This is a genomic window from Corynebacterium sp. LaCa_23 (genome assembly GCF_058182375.1).
Genome location: NZ_CP190825.1, coordinates 1,265,221 through 1,284,807 on the forward strand (window position 1 = coordinate 1,265,221; position 19,587 = coordinate 1,284,807).

The 19,587-nt window shown below is 59.8% G+C and carries 19 protein-coding genes and 1 riboswitch; of the genes, 3 read left to right on the forward strand and 16 right to left on the reverse strand.

What is annotated here, in order from left to right; translation table 11 throughout:
* Positions 1–3: 3 nt before the first annotated feature.
* From ACP8IT_RS06160 to ACP8IT_RS06175, 4 genes are all read right to left on the reverse strand, one after another.
* The gene (locus tag ACP8IT_RS06160) at positions 4–1,539 is read right to left on the reverse strand and encodes a bifunctional hydroxymethylpyrimidine kinase/phosphomethylpyrimidine kinase (protein WP_490289735.1); all 1,536 of its coding nucleotides are present in this window, start codon (positions 1,537–1,539) and stop codon (positions 4–6) included.
* Complete coding sequence (thiE, locus tag ACP8IT_RS06165; protein WP_490289736.1) at positions 1,532–2,161, reverse strand: thiamine phosphate synthase; 630 nt, start codon at positions 2,159–2,161, stop codon at positions 1,532–1,534. Before thiE ends, ACP8IT_RS06160 begins: the two co-directional genes overlap by 8 nt.
* Entirely contained in the window at positions 2,158–2,982 is an 825-nt protein-coding gene (gene thiM, locus ACP8IT_RS06170) for a hydroxyethylthiazole kinase (protein ID WP_490289737.1), read from the reverse strand. The genes thiE and thiM overlap by 4 nt, the downstream gene beginning before the upstream one ends.
* A riboswitch (TPP riboswitch) is annotated at positions 2,970–3,065 on the reverse strand. Its footprint overlaps the gene before it by 13 nt.
* A gap of 104 nt (positions 3,066–3,169) precedes the next feature.
* The gene (locus tag ACP8IT_RS06175; RefSeq protein WP_035108480.1) at positions 3,170–4,519 is read right to left on the reverse strand and encodes an NAD(P)/FAD-dependent oxidoreductase; all 1,350 of its coding nucleotides are present in this window, start codon (positions 4,517–4,519) and stop codon (positions 3,170–3,172) included.
* 204 nt (positions 4,520–4,723) lie between these two features.
* Between ACP8IT_RS06175 and ACP8IT_RS06180 the strand changes: the two genes are divergently transcribed.
* Complete coding sequence (locus ACP8IT_RS06180; RefSeq protein WP_490289738.1) at positions 4,724–6,037, forward strand: class I SAM-dependent methyltransferase; 1,314 nt, start codon at positions 4,724–4,726, stop codon at positions 6,035–6,037.
* A gap of 5 nt (positions 6,038–6,042) precedes the next feature.
* On the opposite strand, the gene ACP8IT_RS06185 is transcribed toward ACP8IT_RS06180, so the two are convergent.
* The 4 genes from ACP8IT_RS06185 to ACP8IT_RS06200 form a co-directional block, all read right to left on the reverse strand.
* Positions 6,043–6,948, reverse strand: coding sequence for a Dyp-type peroxidase (locus tag ACP8IT_RS06185; RefSeq protein ID WP_490289739.1), 906 nt, complete (start codon positions 6,946–6,948; stop codon positions 6,043–6,045).
* Between the two features lie 624 nt (positions 6,949–7,572).
* On the reverse strand, positions 7,573–7,737 hold the full coding sequence (locus tag ACP8IT_RS06190) for a hypothetical protein (RefSeq protein WP_490289740.1): 165 nt from the start codon (positions 7,735–7,737) through the stop codon (positions 7,573–7,575).
* Positions 7,738–7,753: 16 nt separating this feature from the next.
* Positions 7,754–8,455, reverse strand: coding sequence for a YceI family protein (locus ACP8IT_RS06195; RefSeq protein ID WP_490289741.1), 702 nt, complete (start codon positions 8,453–8,455; stop codon positions 7,754–7,756).
* Between the two features lie 3 nt (positions 8,456–8,458).
* Positions 8,459–8,800 (reverse strand): hypothetical protein, encoded by a 342-nt coding sequence (locus ACP8IT_RS06200; protein ID WP_081443662.1) that lies wholly within the window; start codon positions 8,798–8,800, stop codon positions 8,459–8,461.
* A 127-nt stretch (positions 8,801–8,927) separates the two neighbouring features.
* On the opposite strand from ACP8IT_RS06200, the gene ACP8IT_RS06205 reads away from it, so the two are divergent.
* Positions 8,928–9,305, forward strand: a complete 378-nt coding sequence (locus tag ACP8IT_RS06205; protein WP_490289742.1) for an RNA polymerase-binding protein RbpA — start codon at positions 8,928–8,930, stop codon at positions 9,303–9,305.
* A 78-nt stretch (positions 9,306–9,383) separates the two neighbouring features.
* Here the strand turns inward: ACP8IT_RS06205 and ACP8IT_RS06210 are convergent, their stop codons facing one another.
* From ACP8IT_RS06210 to ACP8IT_RS06220, 3 genes are read right to left on the reverse strand one after another with little or no spacing between them, the layout of a single operon-like run.
* Entirely contained in the window at positions 9,384–10,283 is a 900-nt protein-coding gene (locus tag ACP8IT_RS06210; protein WP_034667320.1) for a polyprenol monophosphomannose synthase, read from the reverse strand.
* A 14-nt stretch (positions 10,284–10,297) separates the two neighbouring features.
* Positions 10,298–11,815, reverse strand: coding sequence for an apolipoprotein N-acyltransferase (gene lnt, locus ACP8IT_RS06215; RefSeq protein WP_490289743.1), 1,518 nt, complete (start codon positions 11,813–11,815; stop codon positions 10,298–10,300).
* Positions 11,816–12,418, reverse strand: coding sequence for an FxsA family protein (locus tag ACP8IT_RS06220; RefSeq protein WP_490289744.1), 603 nt, complete (start codon positions 12,416–12,418; stop codon positions 11,816–11,818).
* Positions 12,419–12,482: 64 nt separating this feature from the next.
* Here ACP8IT_RS06220 and ACP8IT_RS06225 point away from each other — a divergent pair, with 64 nt between their 5' ends.
* On the forward strand, positions 12,483–13,295 hold the full coding sequence (locus tag ACP8IT_RS06225) for a precorrin-3B synthase (RefSeq protein ID WP_490289745.1): 813 nt from the start codon (positions 12,483–12,485) through the stop codon (positions 13,293–13,295).
* On the opposite strand, the gene ACP8IT_RS06230 is transcribed toward ACP8IT_RS06225, so the two are convergent.
* From ACP8IT_RS06230 to tatA, 5 genes are all read right to left on the reverse strand, one after another.
* The gene (locus tag ACP8IT_RS06230; protein WP_490289746.1) at positions 13,292–14,038 is read right to left on the reverse strand and encodes an SDR family oxidoreductase; all 747 of its coding nucleotides are present in this window, start codon (positions 14,036–14,038) and stop codon (positions 13,292–13,294) included. The two genes, ACP8IT_RS06225 and ACP8IT_RS06230, sit on opposite strands and share 4 nt — an antisense overlap.
* Positions 14,039–15,160, reverse strand: coding sequence for a M24 family metallopeptidase (locus ACP8IT_RS06235; RefSeq protein ID WP_284610230.1), 1,122 nt, complete (start codon positions 15,158–15,160; stop codon positions 14,039–14,041).
* A 35-nt stretch (positions 15,161–15,195) separates the two neighbouring features.
* Positions 15,196–18,012, reverse strand: a complete 2,817-nt coding sequence (locus ACP8IT_RS06240) for a DEAD/DEAH box helicase (RefSeq protein ID WP_490289747.1) — start codon at positions 18,010–18,012, stop codon at positions 15,196–15,198.
* A 21-nt stretch (positions 18,013–18,033) separates the two neighbouring features.
* Positions 18,034–19,143 (reverse strand): twin-arginine translocase subunit TatC, encoded by a 1,110-nt coding sequence (gene tatC, locus ACP8IT_RS06245; RefSeq protein ID WP_490289748.1) that lies wholly within the window; start codon positions 19,141–19,143, stop codon positions 18,034–18,036.
* 123 nt (positions 19,144–19,266) lie between these two features.
* Positions 19,267–19,536, reverse strand: a complete 270-nt coding sequence (gene tatA, locus ACP8IT_RS06250) for a Sec-independent protein translocase subunit TatA (protein ID WP_005279210.1) — start codon at positions 19,534–19,536, stop codon at positions 19,267–19,269.
* Between the last annotated feature and the right edge of the window lie 51 nt (positions 19,537–19,587).

The window sequence follows — 19,587 nt, forward strand, 5'->3', positions numbered from 1 at the left end:
GCTTTAAAAGCGCCGGTCCGCTTGGTCGAAGAAATCGACCTCGTGGATGCTGGCGCTGATAAAGGCGCGCTCGGCGCGGGTCCGGGTGGCCTCATCCGCCTTCTCCAGGGTTTCCTCCACAATCTTGATGCTCTCGCGCACCCCGGCAAGGAAATCTTCGCCGCCGTAGACCTCCAACCAGGCATGGTAGGGGTGATCGGGCGAATCGAACTCCGCCAAATGCAGGCCTACCTCTGCATACAGCCAGTAGCAGGGAAGTACGGCCGCGATGCCGACGGCGTAGTCGTCCGTATGGGTGCTGCGGATGAGAAAATCCGTGTAGGCGCTGGTGACCCGCGATGGCGCGGTAGTAGCAGAATCCTTCAACCACCCGCGGTGCAGCTCAGCCTCTTCCGCGAGGCACTCGTAAGCGCCCTGCGCCCAGTGCAATTGCTGCGCGGTATCGGGCGCCTGACTGGCGAGGCGGGCCAGGGCCTTCGAGTAGGACGCCAGGTATTGCGAATCCTGATCGAGGTAGAAGCTGAAAGCATCATTGGCGAGCGCACCGGAACCTAGCTTCTGAATAAAGGGGAGTGCTTTTACCTGCTCCCAGTGATCCGCAGCGATATTCCACAGGCGCTGCGTGTACGGTCCTGCGGGCGCAACGCGCGGCTGGTCTGGGTTTTCCGCCTCTTCCAAAGGCCCAGCCAGGTGAGGAAGCGGGACCGAGGATGCAGCCCGCATCAAGCGCTGCGAGCGGTGCAGGTGGTCTACCGGCCCGCTGCCCTTGCCAACGGCCAGCGCATCCGCATTGGCAATCGCCTCGTGCAGCCAATCCGTGGACCACTCAAGGGCGGTTTCGGCATCATCGCCTGCACCAAGCCGCGTTGCGAGGGCAGAGGAGAGGGAGCAGCCAGTGCCGTGGGTATTCTTGGTCTGCACTCGGGCCGATTCCACGCGGTGAACCGTGCCATCGCCGGTGACCACGGCGTTATCGGCAATCGGCGAGTCAAGGTGCCCGCCCTTGACGATGACCGCCGTATCCGCCTCAGCGGCCCACGCCGTAGCCACCTCGATGGCACGGTCCAAATCCGTGGCTTCCTCCGTCTGTGTCAGTACGGCCAGCTCCTTGAGGTTGGGTGTGATGACATCAGCGCGGGAGCACAGCTCGCGCACCGCCTTTTCTGCCTCGGGGGCCAAGAGGCGGTCGCCACTGGTGGCCACCATGACTGGGTCCAAGACCACGGGGACGGACGGGTCGATGCGGTCGAGGAAGGTGGATACGAGGTCGGTGATGTTGGCATCGGCAAGCATGCCGATCTTAATGGCGTCGATGTCTACGTCCTCGCGGACCGAATCCAGCTGCTCTTGGAGGAAATCCAGCGGCGGGACGTGGACGCTGCGCACGCCCTGGGTATTTTGGGCCACCAGCGCGGTGACCACGCTCATTCCATACCCGCCCGCGGCGGCGATGGACTTCAGATCGGCTTGGATGCCGGCTCCGCCTGTGGGATCGGTTCCAGCAATCGAGAGAATTCGGGGGTAGGTACCTTTAGCCACGGTAGGCCTCCTTTAGGTTGTGTGCTGCCGCTGCCGGGTCATCGGCAGCCATGATGTCGCTGACCACGCAGATCCCTGCGAAGTCGCTTCCGGAAAGTTCGTGGGCATTGTGTGCCTTGATGCCGCCGATGGCGACGGACTCGATGCCGCGTTCGCGCGCCGCGGTGGCAAGGTGCCTAGCGGCCTCGGCGCCGATTCCCGCGGGTGCATTCTTCTTGGTCGCCGTCGAGTGAACTGGGCCGATGCCAATGACATCGGGGGCCTCCTGCGGGTCAATGGCGTCCAGCTCTTCCCGCGTGCCCACCGAAAGCCCGATGAACTTATCAGGGCCGAGCAGCGCGCGGGCCTGGGAGAAGTCCATATCGTCTTGGCCAATGTGCAGGTGGCAGCCCACCTTGGCCGCTACCTCGACGCGGTCATTGATAAAGAGCGGTACGTCGCCCAAGACCTTCATGAGCTCGCGGGCGGTAGCCTCGACTTCCTCGTCGCTGGCCTCCTTATCGCGCAATTGCACGACGGTAGCCCCACCACGCACCGCCTCTTGCACGATGGGTATGACCTTGTCCCGCCCGCCGGCGAGCTTAGGATCGGTGATGAGATACAGCGTCCAATCGATGCTCATGCTAGCCCCGCAACGTCCGCGACCTCGGAGGCAGAGATGCGCTCTTCGATGGCGTCAGTGGTGAGCTCATGCAGCGCATCGAGCCAGGCAACCGCAAAGGAGCCAGGTGCCGTGGATGTCTCAGCGGCAACGCTGCCCGCGGCTCCTACATGCGCATGCGCGGCGATGATAGCCGCGAATGGATCCTCCCATGCTGCCAGGTAAGCCGCGCAGATGGCGCCTAGCGAACACCCAGTGCCGATGACGTTTTGCAGCATCGGGTGCCCAGATTCGAGGCTTACCGCACGCGGCCTTTCGCCTGCCTGCACGATGAGATCCGTGGGGCCGGATACGCCAATAACGGCCCCGGTTTCGCGGGAAAGTTTGAGCGCCGGTTCCAGCGCCGCCTCCACGCCATCGGTAGATTCCACGCCGCGCCCGCCGGCTCCGGTTCCTGCCAAGGCGATGATTTCGGAGGCGTTGCCGCGAATCGCCGTCGGGCGCTGCGGCAAGACTTCATGCATAAATTCGGTGCGCTTTTCCAGCCCACCCGCACCAACGGGGTCAAGGACCCACGGGTTTCCGGCCGCGGTCGCACCGGCGATTGCCTCACGCATGCCGGCGTATTGCTCGGAATTCGGCGTTCCGCAATTGATGAGCAGACCGCTGGCGATCTTCGCAAAATCTTGCGACTCTTCCGGAGTATCTACCATTGCTGGGCTGGCGCCGATGGCCAAAAGCGCATTGGCAGAAATATTGCTGACGACCTTATTGGTCAAGCACTGAATAAGTGGAGCGGTATCGCGCACCGCATCGTGGGCACGCAGAAATGATAAGTCCACAACAATCCCTTCGCTAGCTCTAACTAAGTGCAGGTTCGATGGGTGTATCTCAGCCACGGTGCGTGGCACCCCATGTTGTAATGTCCAAGCCTAACAAAAATGGGAAAATAGGAACGAAAACCACAAAAGCCGCCGCCTACAGCCCCGAAGGTGGGGTAGTGGGACGGCGGCCGGTGCCGAAGAAAGTTTAGTTCTTTTCTTCTGCCTCGTCGATGAGGTTGCGGGCGATGCGCTGCTGGGTAGTAATCTCCAGGTTGCCGCGGTTGCGGGAGAGGATATTAGCTGCCCAGTTGACCAATACGGCCAAGCGGCTGCGCAGGCCAATGACGTAGGTCAGGTGCAGGGCCAACCACGCCAACCAGCCTGGGAAGCCGGAGAATTCAGTCTTGCCCAGCTTCACGACGGCATTGAAGCGGGTCACGATGGCCATGGAGCCCTTGTCGAAGTACTCGAAAGGTTCCTTTTCATCGGCCGTGGATTCCTCGTCCACCTTGGTCTCGATGAGCTTGGCGACGTGCTCGCCGCCCTGGATGGCCACCTGTGCCAAGCCCGGCAGGCGGTTCAGAGACATCATGTCACCGATGATGTAGACGTTGTTGAAGTCACCAACCGTCATGTCATCGTTGACGGAGACGCGGCCGGCGCGGTCAGCCTCGACGCCGGCCTGGTCAGCGACCATCTTGCCCAGCGGGGAAGCGGCAACACCGGCGGACCAGATCTTGGTCGCGCCCTCGAGGGTGACCTCTTCATCGGTCTTCATGTTCTTGTAGGTCACGGAGTCTTCGTTGACATCGGTGACCATGGCGTTCAGGCGAACGTTGACGCCTTCCTTCTCCAGGGTGCGCTGGGCGCGGCGGCCCAGGCGCTTGCCAAACGGCGGGAGCACCTGTGGCGCGCCGTCAAGCAGGTAAATCTTGGCGGCGGAGGTGCCGTAGGTGGAGTAGACATCGCTTAGCGTGCGGTTAGCCAACTCCGCGATCTGGCCGGTGAGCTCCACACCGGTCGGGCCGGCGCCAACGATGATGAAGGTGAGGAGGCGCTCGCGCTCTGCGGGGTCATCGGTAAGCTCAGCCTTTTCGAAGGCCGAAATGATGCGGGAACGCAGCTCCAAGGCATCATCCAGGGTCTTCATGCCTGGGGCAAACTCCGCAAAGTGGTCATTGCCAAAGTACGACTGGCTGGAACCAGCGGCGACGACGAGGGAGTCATAGGAGTAGGTGCGCGAAAAATCATCGAGCTCGGCCGTAACCGTCTGGTCTTCAAGGTTAATGTCGGTCACGTTGCCGTTGACAAAGTCCACATTATCCTGGTTGCGCAGCAGCTGGCGGGTCGAGGGAGCAACCTCACCTGCGGAAATCATGCCGGTTGCCACCTGGTAGAGCATCGGCTGGAACAGGTGGTGGTTCTTCTTATCGATGAGGGTGATCTCAACATCGGCGTTCTTCAACTTCTTCACAGTGTTAAGACCGCCGAATCCACCGCCAACCACGACAACGTGGTGACGGCTTCCGTTTGGACGATAAGGGGTATCAGTCATGGAATTAATGCGACCTTCCTCGAGAAAGCTTAATTTAAGTACCCGTATAGTGTAAACGCTCGTCACATAACGTGCATACTTGATACCCATTTACATGCGTTTCGGGTTTACTTTCCTGCGGAGCGTCTTGACCGAAACCGCTCAGAAACTGGCTAAAATAAGCCCACACCGTGACCCCTTGCACCCAGGAGCGCTCCTCAAACCATGAGTTTTTCCACCCCCGAGCATTTACGCTCCATCGACGCGGAGGCATGGCCCAATATCGCGACCGTGCCATCGCAGCGCTGGGCGACGCTAAAATCCCGCCGGGCCGAGGCGGAATTTGCCAAGGCCTGCGATAATGCCGGCTTGGAACTGGAACTCGATGCAGCGGGCGGCCCCGATTTAAAGGTGGGCCACGATGCGCTCTTCGAGCGGATCGCCGCTACCGGATGGTTGGGCTTTGCCGAAAGCTACATGGCAGGCGAGTGGACCGTCGAATCCTCCGCCCAATTGGTAAAGGTTTTGGGCAAGCTCCTGCAGGTGGGATACCTCCCCAAGCCGCAAGGGGTAAGCGTCCGCGATTCTGAGCCAGGGGAGCTGCCGCTCGACCTGGTGCGCCTCTATGCCGGCGATGGCCTCAGCCACGTCGGCGGGATTTTCTCCAGCGGCGTGCCGACGACGATCCGGGAAACGGTCGAAAGCTTTAGCCCAAAGGCCGGCGGCAGGGAGCCGAAGAGCCACTTTGTCGATGTCACCACCGTCAGCGAGCCCACCAACGTGGACCGGGATGACTTGGGTGAGGCGCAGCGCAGGGCGGCAGATTGGCTCCTCGATGCCACCCGCACCGGCGCCGGTACCCACCTTCTGGTCTATCCCGCTGCCGGGATGCAGGCCGCGATACGCGCTACCAAACGCCGCGCCACAGTCGACGTCCTGACCAGCGATGTCGAACAAATCACCCAGATGCGCGAGGCGCTTGTCTTTGCCGGAACGGAAGATTCTATCCACGTAGAGCGGATTCCGGATTCCGTTCCGAGCCCCAAGCAGTGGCGCGGGCACTACGACGCGATTATCAGCGTGGAAAAATTCGAGCAATTGAGCCCGCGCGAGCGCAAGGCCTATATCCGAGTCCTCGATCGCTTCCTTACCGCAAACGGGCGGGCGGCTTTTCAATCCACCGTGGCCACCGAATCCATGTCAGATGCTGCCCGAGCATCGTTGCAGGCCATGCGGGCCTATATTTGGCCAGGCCTCGACTACCCGCTGACCATGGATGTCCACCGGCTCGTTGATAAGAACTCTCACCTGCGCATCGTGTCCGAAACGCACGTGGGTAGCCACTATATTGAGTCCCTGCGCCAGCAGCGATCCTTTTTTGATGGGCACCTTCGCGAGGCCGCCGCTGCCGGCTTTGATCCGGTTTTCCGCAGGTTATGGACCTTCCAATTTGCGCTTCGCGAGGCGCTCATGACGCTCGGGATGATCGATTCCGTCCAATTTGGCCTAACCCACCGCAATCGCGGCGGGCGCCGTTAGGATTTTTATTGCGGGAGCTCGTCGAATTCGTCTAGCAGGTCGACGCTCGGGACGAAAAAGTTCGTACCGGTCAGGGCCGTGGAGAAGTCCAGGATCCGGTCGTAATTTCCCTCAGGATCGCCGATGAACATATTGCGCAAACGCTCGTTGATATCTTCTGGGTCTTTGGCATATCCAATGAAGTACGTGCCCATCTCACCTGCGGCAAAGGAACCGAAGACCATGTTCTCGCGGTAGATATCTTCCTCGAGGTCATTGAGAGACACGTGGGAATTGGAGGGCTGCACATCCTCATCGAGCTCCACGTCATCGGCCTTGGTGCGCCCGATAACGCGTTCTTGCTCTTCGGTGCTGATACCGCTCCATTTATCGAGGTCATGGGTGTACTTTTGCACGGTGACGTAGGAGCCGTGGGGATAATCGGCGTCATCGGCAAGCAGCACCGTCTCTAAAGCTTCCTCGGGGAGGGGATTGGCGGTGCCATCCACAAAGCCCAGGAGATCTCGCTGGTCCAGGTACTTGAAGCCCTGGGTCTCATCGACCACGGTGGCGGCATTGCCTAGCTGGCGCAGGACCTGGCGCGCCATCTCGTGGCAGAGGTCATAGGTATTCGCGCGGAAATGCAGCAGAATATCGCCGGGTGTGGAAGGCGCCTTGTACGTGCCCTCGAGCGGCTCGAACTCCTTGAGCTTGTCCGGGCGGGGAGCGCTGGTAAGGCGCGGCCACATAGACGCGCCGATGCCGACGACCGTATAAAGCTCGCCCTCATTGTGGCGGAAATTGACGGACTTGAAGGTATCGCTAAAAGCGGAGAGCATGTCCCGGGTGGCTTGCTCGCCGCCTTCCGCAATGTCCAAGACTAGGAACAGGGCGGCGCGGGAAGGCTTTTTAACAACGCGTTGAATAGTCATGAGCTCCAGCATATGTGTTGGCTTTCGGCGGTGCACGTTTGGTGTTGTGTGCTGTGGGTTCAGGTTCTATGTGGATGCTTAGATGCGTTTTGACAAATAGTGGGCCAATTTAGGGCATTTGGAGGGCACTATTTGTCAATTTGGAACATTTTGCGCTGTGAGTGGCTTGAACATTCTTATTTGACGGGCCTCTGCACGATGGGAGGGACTTCCACGGATCTAAAATGACATAATGTACATTATCGGACAATTGTGGAGATCTGCAAGTTAAGCTGAGAGCGGCTTGAGCGTGCTTGGATTGCGTACGATCCTGACTGCCGTGTTCGCGGTTCTGTCCGGAGCTTTGACCGCCCTCTTTGTTTTGGATGCGGCGCGCTAAGGCTTGCAGGTTCTGCGGATAAGTTGGCCCAGGCTTTGCCGAGCAGCCTTTGAATGCCTGAAGCGAGCCGACGTTGCGAATCCGCGAAGGCTTGCCTGGGGTGTGTAGCGAAAACCCCGACGGCCCAAACGCCCGATTGTGTGTGCGGGCGACGATCGCGGGACTTCCTGCCGCTGCGTTAGGACCACTTATACCCCGAAATTTAGTCACGGTGACGTTAATCAAAGGGGTGACGCCTTGGTCCTCTATTGGTTTTTATAGGCATTCCATAGCTGCCAGATGGTTAATACCGCCAGCAATGCTGCAACCGCAGTGACCAGCCACATTTGCTGGACTGCGACGAAAATCGAGAAAGCTATGACGACTATGAGGCGGAACCACAGGGCGGAAATTAAGCGTCGAGAATTCACGATGTAGTCCTAATTCTTAGTCCTTGTTTAAGGAGATGCGCAGGTTGATCTCGCCGTCCTCGGCGACCTTGGCTGCCAGCATGTCTGGAGTCTCCACGTTGTAGTCCAGGCGGTTGATCGGAATATCGCCGCCAATGACGATATCGTCACCGTCACGCAGGACATCGAACTCATGGGTGATCTCCTGCGTCTTGTCCTTGATCGTAAGGTCACCGGTGAGCTTAACGGAGCCGATGGTGCCGTCTTCGGGGACATCGGCAAGCGAGGCGGGCTTGGTAAGCGTGAAGGAAGACTCTGGGAAGTCTGAAGTCTTAAAGAGCTTGGTCTTCATGTTTTGGTCGCGGACCTTCTTGTCCGTGGTGAGGGCATCCATATTCACCGTGATGGTGGCGGATTCGAGCGTGGAATCGGAAATCTTCGCCTGGCCGGTGACCCCCGTGGTCGATCCGGAGGTGGACGTCCTTTCCGCGGGCAGCACCTCGTCGAAGGTAAAGCCCACCGAGGTGTGGTTATCGGCGCGCCCCTTGGCCACGGACCAGGAACCGTCGAGCGGCGTTGAGGCTGCCTTGGCGCCATCGGCAGTCACGGGCTCCGTCTTGACGCCGCCGCTTTTGAAAAGCGAGTACACAATCGGGCCGATCGCTACGGCGGTAAGCACGAGGATTAAAACCACGAAAATGGAAACAACAAGTTTCCGGTTATAAAAAAGCTTTTTCATCTACTATCGAAGTCCTTCTAAACGCCGAGCCAGCGAAATAAGCTCCTCACACAAACTGGAAAGCTCTTCCGCGCTCGCGCCTTCTTCTGCGGCGGTATGAATGTCTTCTGCGGAACACCGCAATTCAAAAAGGCCGTCGCGCAAACCTTGCACTTTATCTGGGCTTAAGATTACTGCATCGGCTGGAATATCCGTGCCACTGACATTGTTTCTTTGTTCATAAGCACGCTGTTTGCACGAGGCGCTGCAAAACTTACGTGGTCGTCCCCTACCGCCTTGGTCAATATCCTTTCCACACCATTGGCAGGAACCGACATTGCTTTCACGACTAGCTGTACGGATCACTCGATACACTTTAGTCCATTAAACGGCGGGCTGGGAACAATACTGCGTGGGTGTTCGTTATAATAAATAGCTCTTAGGCGAAACTATCGCCGTCAATCAGGGATCTCTTTGAAAAGGATGATGTTGCATGGCAGATCGCGTACTCCGTGGCAGCCGTATGGGTGCAGTCAGCTACGAAACTGACCGCGACCACGACCTCGCACCGCGCCAGATAGTGAAATACCGCACGGATGATGGTGAGATTTATGAGGTGCCCTTTGCACATGAGGCAGAAATCCCTGAAGAATGGATGTGCAAGAATGGCAAACTGGGCCACCTCGTAGAGGGTGAAGGCGTGGAAGCTAAGCCCATCAAGCCACCGCGCACACACTGGGATATGCTGCGGGAGCGTCGCTCCATCGAGGAGCTCGATGAGCTTTTGGAAGAGCGCATTAACCACCTGCGTTCCCGCCGTCGGACCGCTGCTCGCCTCCTCAAGGAGCAGGAGCAGCAGAAGAAGTCTTAAAGGCTCAAGCGGAATTAATTAAAGCCCGTACCCTGACCGCCACAGTGGCGTTGGGGTACGGGCTTTATGCTGCTTAGATTACTTCTTCTTAGTCAGCTGGCCCACCTGGTGCTTGACCAAGTATCCCAGCTCATTGGCCAAATTGGTGGCCCAGCCCACACCATTGCGGGCCTTTTGGCCGGCATTGTGAACGGAGCCGTATTTGACCTCGTGGTCCGCCAGCTTGGACACCTCGCCGGCGAAGTCCTTCACCTGTTCCGCGCGGTGGGCCACGCCCCACTTGGTTACCTCGAAGAGGGAGTCCTTGACAAAGGAGCCATCCAGCTTGGATTCGCCGTACTCGCGCTCGGTGAAGGTGATGGGCACCTCGCGGATATCGTATCCAGCCTTGACCGCGCGGAAGGCCAAGTCCACCTGGAAGATGTAGCCGGCCTTGGAGAGCTCGTCAAAGTCGATGTCTTCCAACAGCTCGCGGCGGAAGGCGCGGTAGCCTGCGGTCATATCGGACAGGTCGGTGCCGAGTGCGAAAGAGATATAGAGGTTGCCCAAGCGGGACAGGTACTCGCGGGATGCCGGCCAGTTGACGGTCTCGCCGCCTGGCACGTAGCGGGAACCGATGACGAGGTCCGCGCCCTTGTCAATCTCCTCCAGCAGCAAGTGCAGCTGCTCTGGGGCGTGGGAGCCATCAGCATCCATCTCACAAAGGACCTGGTAATCGCGCTCCAAGCCCCACTCGAAGCCGGCGATATAAGCGCCCAAAAGGCCGCCCTTGCCCTCGCGGTGCAGCACGTGAATGTGGTCATCTTCTGCTGCGAAAGCGTCGGCCTTCTCGCCGGTGCCGTCGGGGGAATTATCATCCACAACGAGGATGTGAACCTCTGGCAGCGCCTCGCGGACGCGGCCGGTAATCAAGGGAAGGTTTTCAATCTCGTTATACGTTGGGATGATAACCAGCGTCGCAGAATCAAGAGTGCTCACAGTAATTAATGCTCCTACTTTTCTTTAGCGCCGACACCGCGAGGTGTACGACCCAATCGGTTGGTACGCACGGCAATGAGTGCGCAGACGGTACCAATAATAACCATCAGCCACTGCATGAGCGAACCGTAGCGCACCGAAAATGTTTCGCCGGTTTTCAGCGGCAGGCTTTCTACCAGTGCCGCGGGCTCAAAGAGCTCCGTGGATTGGCTTACGCTGCCGTCTGGGTGCACGAGTGCGGAGACCCCGGAGGTGGCTGCAACCACGACGGCGCGGTCGGTTTCAAGAGCGCGCAGCCTGCTCATGGCCAGCTGCTGGTACGTCATATCGGAAAAGCCGAACGTTGCGTTATTGGTTGGCGTCGTCAGAATCTTCGCACCGTTTTTGACTGACTCGTGGAAGGCGTTATCGAAGGAGACCTCGTAGCAGGTCGCCACACCTACCGCGACGGAATTCATGGAGACCACACCGGGCCCGTCCCCTGCCTTGAAATCCCCGGCGAGGTCGACGTAGTCCGAGAAATGCGCAAAGAAATCCCGCATGGGCATTGTCTCACCAAACGGCTGCAGATACTTCTTATGGTGGTGATCGCCCACACCATGGCCAGGGGTAAAGACTTGCATGGTATTGCGCGCGCCCACCTCATCGCGGGTGGCGGTACCGACTAGCACTGGAGCGTCAATGGCATCGACGGCCCCGCTAATGGCTTGGGCCGCCTCGCCGTCGCGGAAAGGATCGATATCGGAAGAATTTTCCGGCCAGATCACCAGATCTATATCGTCTTCGCGGCGGGCTAGCTTCTCCGTTTCCTGGACGTGGTTATTCAGCACCGCCCGCCGTTGCCCGGCGAAATCTAAACCGCTGCGCGGCACGTTGCCTTGAATGGCGGCCACCTTGGTCTCGCCAACCTTGGTATCTGCGGGATCGATGCCGCGCCCAGCCGCGAGTCCCGCAATGAGCGGGAGGATGAGCGCGGCGCCAGCGGCCACTTTCACCCGCCCGCCGCGCAGCAACAAGCCGGCCAGGCCGCAGGCGCACAATGCCGTTGCCGCCGTGATCAGCGAGGTCCCACCCCACGGGGCGAGGTTGGCTAGGGGGCCTTCAATTTGCCCCCACGCCAGCTTGACCCAAGGAAAACCGCCAAAGGGAACCGAGGAACGCAGGACCTCAACGGCGAGGTATACGAAGGGAAAGACCAAAAATCCGTATCGCCACCGAGCCACAGCGGCCCCGAAGATGCCTAAAAAGATGGCATAGACCGAAAGCCAGATAGAAAGTGCTGCATAGGGCACGGTCCCTACCAACTCGCCAATCCAGGGCAGGCTCAGCAGGTACAAGACCAACCCGTGCGTCACCGCCAAAAGCGCGCCTACGGATCCGCGCACCTGTCGCTCACGCCACGGCATCAGGCTCACATACAGCAGGGCGATGCCAATAATCGCGCCCCACCACCAGCCGCGCGGCTCAACGGCGGTAAAGGTCAGCGCACCAGAAATGCCCGCTATGACCAGGCGGGCGAAAAATACCGCCACTTATTTTCCACCCTGCGAATTATCATCGCCGCCGCGGGGACCGAAGTCATCAGGGTCCAAGTTCTCGGACCAGTTGCGCAGCTCTTCCTCATCGATTACCTCGTGGGAATCGCTCTGACCAGAGGACTGGCCAAAGGATTGCCCCGAGGCCTGCCCAAAGGAACCAAAGTTGCCATAGCTATCGTGCTGTTGCGCCATGGGCGATGCCTCGTAAATGCGCACACCCATCTTCTCCACCTTGCGGTAGATGGATACGGCCATAAACTTTCGAAACAGCGACCGCGTTGGGGCGAAGATGAGCAGAATCCCCAGAAAACTGGTCAAGAACCCGGGCAGGGACAGCAACATGCCACCGGCCAAGGTCAATCCCACGTTGCCGGCGGTTTTTCCTACGTTGTCATCGCGCACGTAGTAGGTCCCGTCACCGGCCTGCTCTACCTGTTTACCCATCAGCCGGCGCACCTCGATGCCGGCGATGGACATGCCAAAGAACATCGTGATGAACAGGGCAATGAGCGCCCAAAAGACGCCAATCCACTCGGCGACGGCCCAGAACGCTAAGGTTTCCGCCAGCATATAGAGGACGAGATATAAAATCGGCATAGCTTCCAGTTTAACGAGCAATGCTGACGATATGCTGGCAACACTCAGGCTAGACTGGCAAGCTATGCATTACCCCGAATTTTTCCAGCACCCCGAGTCCGGCACCTGCCTGCGCCTGCACGTTGTGGGCGGTTTTACCAGCCCCAATGATTGGATCCATTTGGGTTATTGCGCGGCGCATTGGGCCGATGGCAGCGTCTATATCCGCCCCAACTCCGCCATCGAGTTGCGGGGAGTTACAGACAAGGCCCAGCTTGCGGCTGAGCTGGATAAATTGGAGTTGCAGAGCTTCCACATTCCTATGCTGGCCTCTCCCCTTTCTGCCGCGGCGAAGCAGGCCGCGCGCGAGCTGGCCACGCACCTGAATACCGAACAGCCCGGCTTGGAGTCGCTCGCTATTACCGCTCCCGCCGACGATCTGCCGGTTTCTTCCGTGCAGGTTAGTATGCGGCTGCTTGACGATGCCACCTTGGATATCATCCAGTCCCCCGCCACCAACAGCCCTACCGCAGGCCTCTCGCTTGCCGATGCCGCAGCCCACCTCCAACGCCTCGGTGCGCAAAGCACCGAGACGAAGGGCACTGGGGCAAGTGGCTCGGAGCTTAACGCGGAACCAGGGCCGATTGGCTGGCTGGACGAGCACCAGGCAGATGGCGTGGTCGACCTTGGCGCGGGCGTCCACCAAGGCGCCATCCCGGCACAGTTCGCGCAGCTTATCGGCCAGCTCGAGGTGGCCATCACCGTCACCCCGTGGGGTGGCTTAGTCTTTCACGACATCGCGGAGGGCGATGCCGAGGTCGTCCTCCGCGTGCTCGCCCCGCGCGGTTTCATCTTCGACATCAACTCGCCCCTGTTGCGGGAAGGCGAGGCCGACTAACGCGGCATGTGCCGCCAGATCGGTCGGGGCACCAACCGCATAACCCATGCCAAGGCTTGCAGCGCCCTTGGGATCCACAGGGTGTGGCTGCGCGCCTGACCGCGGCGGTCGTCGTTATCTATGCAGGCAACGACGGCATCGGCGACATCGCCTGGCTGCACCGATAGTGGGGCCGGTTTCATTCCTTGGGTCATGGACCCGATGACGAACCCGGGGCGCGCGGTAATCAGCCCGAGCCCGCTGCCGTGCAACCTGTCCGCAAGGCCCTGGCAAAAAGCATCCAGGCCAGCCTTGGTGGAACCGTAGACATAATTGGCGCGGCGGGCCCGCCACCCAGCGATGGAGGAAAAGGCCACGATATGGCCGCGCGGCATCGACTGCGCCGCCACCGTGAGCACGGAGACTTGGGCGGTGTAGTCGATGGTGGCGATCTGTGCCGCGTGGACAGGATCGGTGTCCGCCCTATCTTGATCCCCCAGGATGCCAAAGGCGACCACGGTAAGTTCAATCGCGCCGACGCGTTCCTTGGCCTCGGCAAAGATCTGGCGGTGCTGGGAAAAGTCCTCTGCATCAAAGGACAGTTGGTGGACGCTGCGCGCACCAGCGGCTTCTAGCTGGGAGGTAATCTCCTCAAGCCCATGCGTCCCGCGCGCGGCGAGGACGATGTCGTTGCCGCGGGCCACGCGCTGGGCGATTTCGCCGCCGATATCGCTGCGCCCGCCCAGGATCAGTACGCCAGCCACTTAGCGCACTTCGCGTTCGACGACGTTGAGGGACTCGTAGCCATCCTTGGTAAGTACCACGATGTCCTCGAGGCGCATGCCCCACTTTCCCTCCAGGTAAATGCCCGGCTCGATGGAAAAGGCCATGCCCTCTTCCAGCGCTAGGTCATTGCCCTCCATGATAAAGGGCTCCTCGTGGGTCGAGAGACCAATACCGTGGCCGGTGCGGTGGACGAATTTATCGCCCCAGCCGGCATCGGCAATGGCCTTCCTAGCAACCCCGTCGATTTCTTCGGCCGTGCTGCCGGGCTTGGCGGCGGCGCGGGCGGCCGCCTGGGCATCGTAAAGCACGGCATAGGCGTCCTGGAAGTCCTGCGGCGCCTGGCTGAGATCGCCGCCTACGACGTAGGTGCGGGTGCAATCGGAGTGGTAGCCGGAGGGCAAGGTACCGCCGAGATCCACGACAACGGGCTCGCCCGCAGCCAGCTTCCGGTCGGAGAAGCTGTGGTGCGGATTGGCGCCATTCGGGCCGGAACCTACGATGACGAAGTCAATGATGGAATGCTCTTCGAGGATGAGCTTTTCCAATTCACGGGCCACCTCGGCCTCGGTGCGGCCGGGATGCAGGAGCTCGGGGACCTTGGCGTGCACGGCGTCGATGGCTTGGCCGGCTTTGCGCAGCTCCGCGATTTCCGCTTCGTCCTTGCGGGTAAACAGCTCCGCGAGCGCGTAGGTGGCAAGGACGTAGTCCGCCTCAGGCACGAGCCCCTGGAACTGCAAAATATGATCCGCCGTTAGGGATTGGCCCAGCGCGACCTTCTTGATCGACGCAGCGCCCTTGAGGGCGAGCTCGTAGGGATTATCGCCGTCATTCCACCCGCGCAGCTCCACATCCAGCTTGCCGACGGGCGCCGATTTAATATCCGTGATATCCGTATTCGGCGAGACGATCCACGGCGTGCCGCTTTGGGGAACGGCCAGCACCGTCAGGCGCTCATGGGACGATACCCACGAACCCGTCAGGTAGGCGAAATCGGGGCCGGTGCCAATCAGCAAAAGGTCAATGCCCTGCTGGGCGGCCGCTTCTTGCGCGGCCGCGAGCCGGCGCGAATACACTTCGGGAGAAAAAGCCTGAGTAGTCATGCCCCACAGTCTACTAGCCAGTAGGACGCGCTAGCTTAGGCCCCGATCGCGACGACCCCGCGCTGAATAGCGTCGATTGCGCGGCGCGCGTTGCGCTGAATCTGGCCATCGTAGCCAGTCTTGGCGATTTGCTGCAGTAGGTCCACAACTTGGCGGCACCACCGCACGAAATCACCGGGGGTAAGCTCCGCGCCCGCCTCATTGGCCGCCGCCATGCAATAGCCCAAGGACGCACCCGCCGCCCACTGGTGAATGGCTAGTGCAAAGCCGGCTTCGGGTTCGCGCGTTGGCGGCAGCCGGTGGCGGCGTTCATCTGCGCTGAGCTCGGTATAGATACGCCAGGTCGCATTCATGGCATCGGCCATGCGGTCCGTTGCCGCCTCCGGCTGGCCCCCAGTGGCCTTCCTGTTTTCAAAGCAGCACAGGGAAGCAACGCCGGCCAATTCCGCTGGATCCAGCTCATCCCAAATGCCGCGCTTCAGGCATTGGGCAACAAGCAGATCGGATTCGCTATGAATCTTGGCTAGGCGCTCACCTTCCTCAGTGATGACCGGCGTGCGATCGCTGCCCGCACCAGAGAACTCGACATAGTCCATCTCCGCGAGCAGATCCACGATGCGTTCAAAGGTGCGGCCCAGCGTATCGGTCGCCTTATTCACCTTGGCCTGCAGCTTTTCGAGGTCGCGCTCGCGCCGCGCCAACTTCTGTGCCACGCCGGCCAGTTGCTCCCTATCGGTGGCGGGCCAGTCGTGCGCAGGGTGCTCGCGAATGGCATCGCGCAACTCGCCCACCCGCTTATTTGGTCGCAGGCGTGGTTTCGACTTCATCCGCTTCGGGCGGTCAAACTTCTCGCGGCGGAAGACATCCTGGATGTACTTGGTATTGCGCCGCGGGTTTTTGCGCACCGGCTTCGGGATCTTAATGCGGCCCAGCTGAATCGGTGGATTATTAATCCCAGTGGCATCGATGCGGCCTGACCAGCCGGATTCCGTGGTGACCCACGGGCGTGGATCCTCAGTCTGGTTGGCCGGGGTGACCACCGCTGCAAGGGTGGGCCTTTTCTTTCCGGCAAGCGCGATGACATCGCCCAATTGCAGGCGGGCTAGCACCGCGACTACTTCCTGGGTGCGTTGGTGTTCCTTATTAACCTTGGATTGTTTTTCTTCCGCCGTCAGTTCGCGGCGCAACCGGATATAATCCATGAGCACCTCGGCGGGATCCTCGCCGTCCTTGGCTGGTGGTGCGAGTGCATCGACGGCATCGTCAAGCTGCTCCCGCAATTCGCGCACCCGATGCTCCGCTCGTTCAAGTTCTCGGGTTTCTTCCACCACGGAGCCATCGGCTTGAAACTGTGCAAAGGACTTTTCCAGCAGCCGCAGCGAGTCCTCAAAACCAAGCATACCCAGCAGGTTAATGGCCATGTTATAGCCTGGCGCAAACGTGGAAATAAGCGGATACGTCCGGGTCGATGCCAAACCGGCGACAAAACGCGGATCCATGGCAGGTGCCCACTGCACGACCGCGTTGCCCAGGGTATCGATTCCACGCCGGCCAGCGCGCCCAGTCAGCTGCGTGTATTGGCCTGGCGTGAGGTCCACGTGTGCTTCGCCATTGAACTTGATGAGCTTTTCAAGCACCACCGTGCGGGCGGGCATATTAATGCCCAAGGCAAGGGTCTCGGTAGCGAATACGGCGCGCACCAAGCCGCGAACAAAGAGATCTTCTACGATGTGGCGAAACGCCGGGAGCATCCCTGCGTGGTGGGCGGCAAAACCACGGGAGAGCGCTTCGCGCCACCGCCGGAAATCCAGGACCTGCAAGTCTTCTTCCGGAATGCCCTCAACGCCGGCATCGACGATGGCCTTGATCTCTTCTGCTTCTTCTTGCGTCGTCAGCACCATCCTGCTGCGCAGGCACTGATAGAGCGCGCCATCGCAACCGGCGCGGGAAAAGATGAAGGTAATCGCGGGCAGCATATCTTGCGATTGCAGCACCTTGAGCACCTCTGGGCGCCCTAAGGGACGGTAGCGATCCTGCGGGCGGGAGGCCCCGGAACGCCCGCCTGCCTTCCCGTGAAATTCGCTGTGCCCACCGCCCTTGTGGCGCGCCCTCGCGCGAAAACCCTTGCCGGATTTATAGTCCGCGCGTCCATCATCGCTATCGCCTGCCTCCAAGCGCTGAATGCGGCGCTCTAACTCAGAATTGACCTGGCCGCCGGATTCCGGCTCAAAGAGCGGATAAATCTTGCGGCCCAACATCATCCATTGATCGAGCGGGACGGGCCGGTGTTCGGTCACGATGACCGAGGTATCACCCCGGACCGTAGCGAGCCATTCACCGAATTCCTCGGAATTGGACACGGTGGCAGATAGCCCAATGATGGAAACGTGATCCGCCAAGTTCAAGATGACTTCTTCCCAGACCGCGCCGCGGGAGGCATCTGCAAGGAAGTGGATTTCATCCATGACCACGTGGGTAAGCCTATCCAGCGCGGGCGAATCCGCGTAGATCATATTCCGCAGCACCTCAGTGGTCATCACCACGATTTCGGCATCGGAGTTAATGGAGACATCGCCAGTAAGCAGACCGACGGCATCCTCGCCGTGCTCAACAACGAGGTCGTGGTATTTCTGGTTGCTCAGCGCCTTAATCGGGGTGGTATAAAAGCACTTCGTGCCGCGGCTTAAGGCCAAAGACACGGCGAACTCGCCAACGACGGTTTTACCTGCGCCAGTTGGGGCGCAAACGAGCACCCCTTGACCATTTTCCACCGCCTCACACCCCTGCACCTGGAACTCATCCAAGGGGTATGGGAGGCCGGCGGCAAAGGTATCCAGGTGAGTTTCAGTCATATCTCACAAGGCTACCCGTGCTTAAAGCACATCGTCGAAAAAGCCGCCTTCATTGGTAGGCCGGTGCGGCCCCTTGCGATCCCCAGCCTGCTGCGAAGTGCTATCCGATGCCCCCTTTTCCGCGCGGACAGTCTGCGATGACGCGCTGGGTGCCGCGGGCTTTGGCGAGGCATACACTCCCGAGGGGGCATCGACAGGCGCGGGCCCGCCCACGCCCGTGGGACCCTCATCAAGCGCGGACGCGGATTCATCATCGAGATCCATCCACGCAGGGCGCTCCCGGTTCTGGCGTTTATCGTGAACGCGGCAGAACTGGAATGCAATCTCAATGAGCAACAAGAGGCAGGCGGACAAGACCACCATCGTGAAGGGATCTTGGCCCGGAGTCACGAAGGCGGCGAAGATCATCACGGCGACGATGATAATGCGGCGCTTGTCCTTGACGTGGTTATATTCCAAGACGCCAATGAGGTTGAGCGAGACGATCAACAGCGGAATCTCGAAGCTGATGCCGAAGATGAGCAAGAGCGCCAAGAGGAAGTAGAAGTATCGCTCACCGGTTAATGCTGCTGTTTGATACTCGGCGCCGATGCCGATGAGGAATTCTAGGCCCACGGACAAGATGAAGTAGGCCAAGATGGCGCCCACCAAGAACAGGAAGACGGCCACAGCGACGAAGCTTAAGGTATAGCGGCGCTCATTCTTATGCAGCCCAGGGACGATGAATGCCCACACCTGGTAGAGCCAGACCGGGGATGAAAGCACCGTGCCTGCCAAGGTGCCGACCTTCAGGCGCAAAATCAGCATCTCGAAGGGGCTGGTGGCAAGCAAGCGGCATTCGCCATCGTTATTGAAATTGGCCCGCTTATCTTCCGGCAAAGAGCAATAAGGCTCGCGCAGAATCTCTCCCAGCGGCGGAATCCGGAAGGGCGCCTGCTGGTACCAAATGAAACCGATGATCGCGCCGATAACCAAGGCCAACAAGGAAATAATGATCCTTCGCCGCAGCTCTTGCAGGTGCTGCACCAAGGTCATCTCGCCCGTAGGGTTCTTGGGCTTGCGTGAAAAACCTCGCCGCTTGCGGCGCACGCGGGTTCCTGGTTCGCCGGCAGGGTGGGACTGTGAGGACATCAATTTGGCTCTTTCAACGCACAAGAACGAACACTACCCTGCCCACTCGAGTTCTCTGGCCGCACCCCAGCACGGCCGAAGAGTACATAAGCAGGGCGTGTTCGCGTATTTAGCAGGTGGGCGTTAATTCTGAGAGGAAGAGTTTCCCTGCTGGTGGCCAGGCTGCATATCCGGGCGGTTCCAGAACTCCTCATCGGACTGCTGGCGCTTCTGGCTCAATTGAGCTTGCGCCTCAGAGCGCTTGGAGTCCTCCGATTGCATTTCATTGACCTCGGATTTGAAAATGCGCATCGAACGACCCATGGAACGGGCAAGATCGGGCAATTTCTTCGCGCCAAATAGCAAGATGATGACAAGAACAATCAGGCCGATTTCCAATGGTCCTAAGGTCATAAGATCCTCTTTCGGTTCTTCTTTGCCTGCGCCGGGTAGCCGCCGCGGGCG

What these genes read in the sequence shown, in the direction of transcription:
- thiE (WP_490289736.1), bottom strand. Translation starts at nt 2,161, where the DNA reads ATGAGCATCGATTGGACGCTGTATCTCATCACCGATCCTAAGCTCGCC.
- ACP8IT_RS06175 (WP_035108480.1), bottom strand. Translation starts at nt 4,519, where the DNA reads ATGACTGATACCCCTTATCGTCCAAACGGAAGCCGTCACCACGTTGTC.
- ACP8IT_RS06180 (WP_490289738.1), top strand. Translation starts at nt 4,724, where the DNA reads ATGAGTTTTTCCACCCCCGAGCATTTACGCTCCATCGACGCGGAGGCA.
- ACP8IT_RS06185 (WP_490289739.1), bottom strand. Translation starts at nt 6,948, where the DNA reads ATGACTATTCAACGCGTTGTTAAAAAGCCTTCCCGCGCCGCCCTGTTC.
- ACP8IT_RS06195 (WP_490289741.1), bottom strand. Translation starts at nt 8,455, where the DNA reads ATGAAAAAGCTTTTTTATAACCGGAAACTTGTTGTTTCCATTTTCGTG.
- ACP8IT_RS06205 (WP_490289742.1), top strand. Translation starts at nt 8,928, where the DNA reads ATGGCAGATCGCGTACTCCGTGGCAGCCGTATGGGTGCAGTCAGCTAC.
- ACP8IT_RS06220 (WP_490289744.1), bottom strand. Translation starts at nt 12,418, where the DNA reads ATGCCGATTTTATATCTCGTCCTCTATATGCTGGCGGAAACCTTAGCG.
- ACP8IT_RS06225 (WP_490289745.1), top strand. Translation starts at nt 12,483, where the DNA reads ATGCATTACCCCGAATTTTTCCAGCACCCCGAGTCCGGCACCTGCCTG.
- ACP8IT_RS06235 (WP_284610230.1), bottom strand. Translation starts at nt 15,160, where the DNA reads ATGACTACTCAGGCTTTTTCTCCCGAAGTGTATTCGCGCCGGCTCGCG.
- ACP8IT_RS06240 (WP_490289747.1), bottom strand. Translation starts at nt 18,012, where the DNA reads ATGACTGAAACTCACCTGGATACCTTTGCCGCCGGCCTCCCATACCCC.
- tatC (WP_490289748.1), bottom strand. Translation starts at nt 19,143, where the DNA reads ATGTCCTCACAGTCCCACCCTGCCGGCGAACCAGGAACCCGCGTGCGC.
- tatA (WP_005279210.1), bottom strand. Translation starts at nt 19,536, where the DNA reads ATGACCTTAGGACCATTGGAAATCGGCCTGATTGTTCTTGTCATCATC.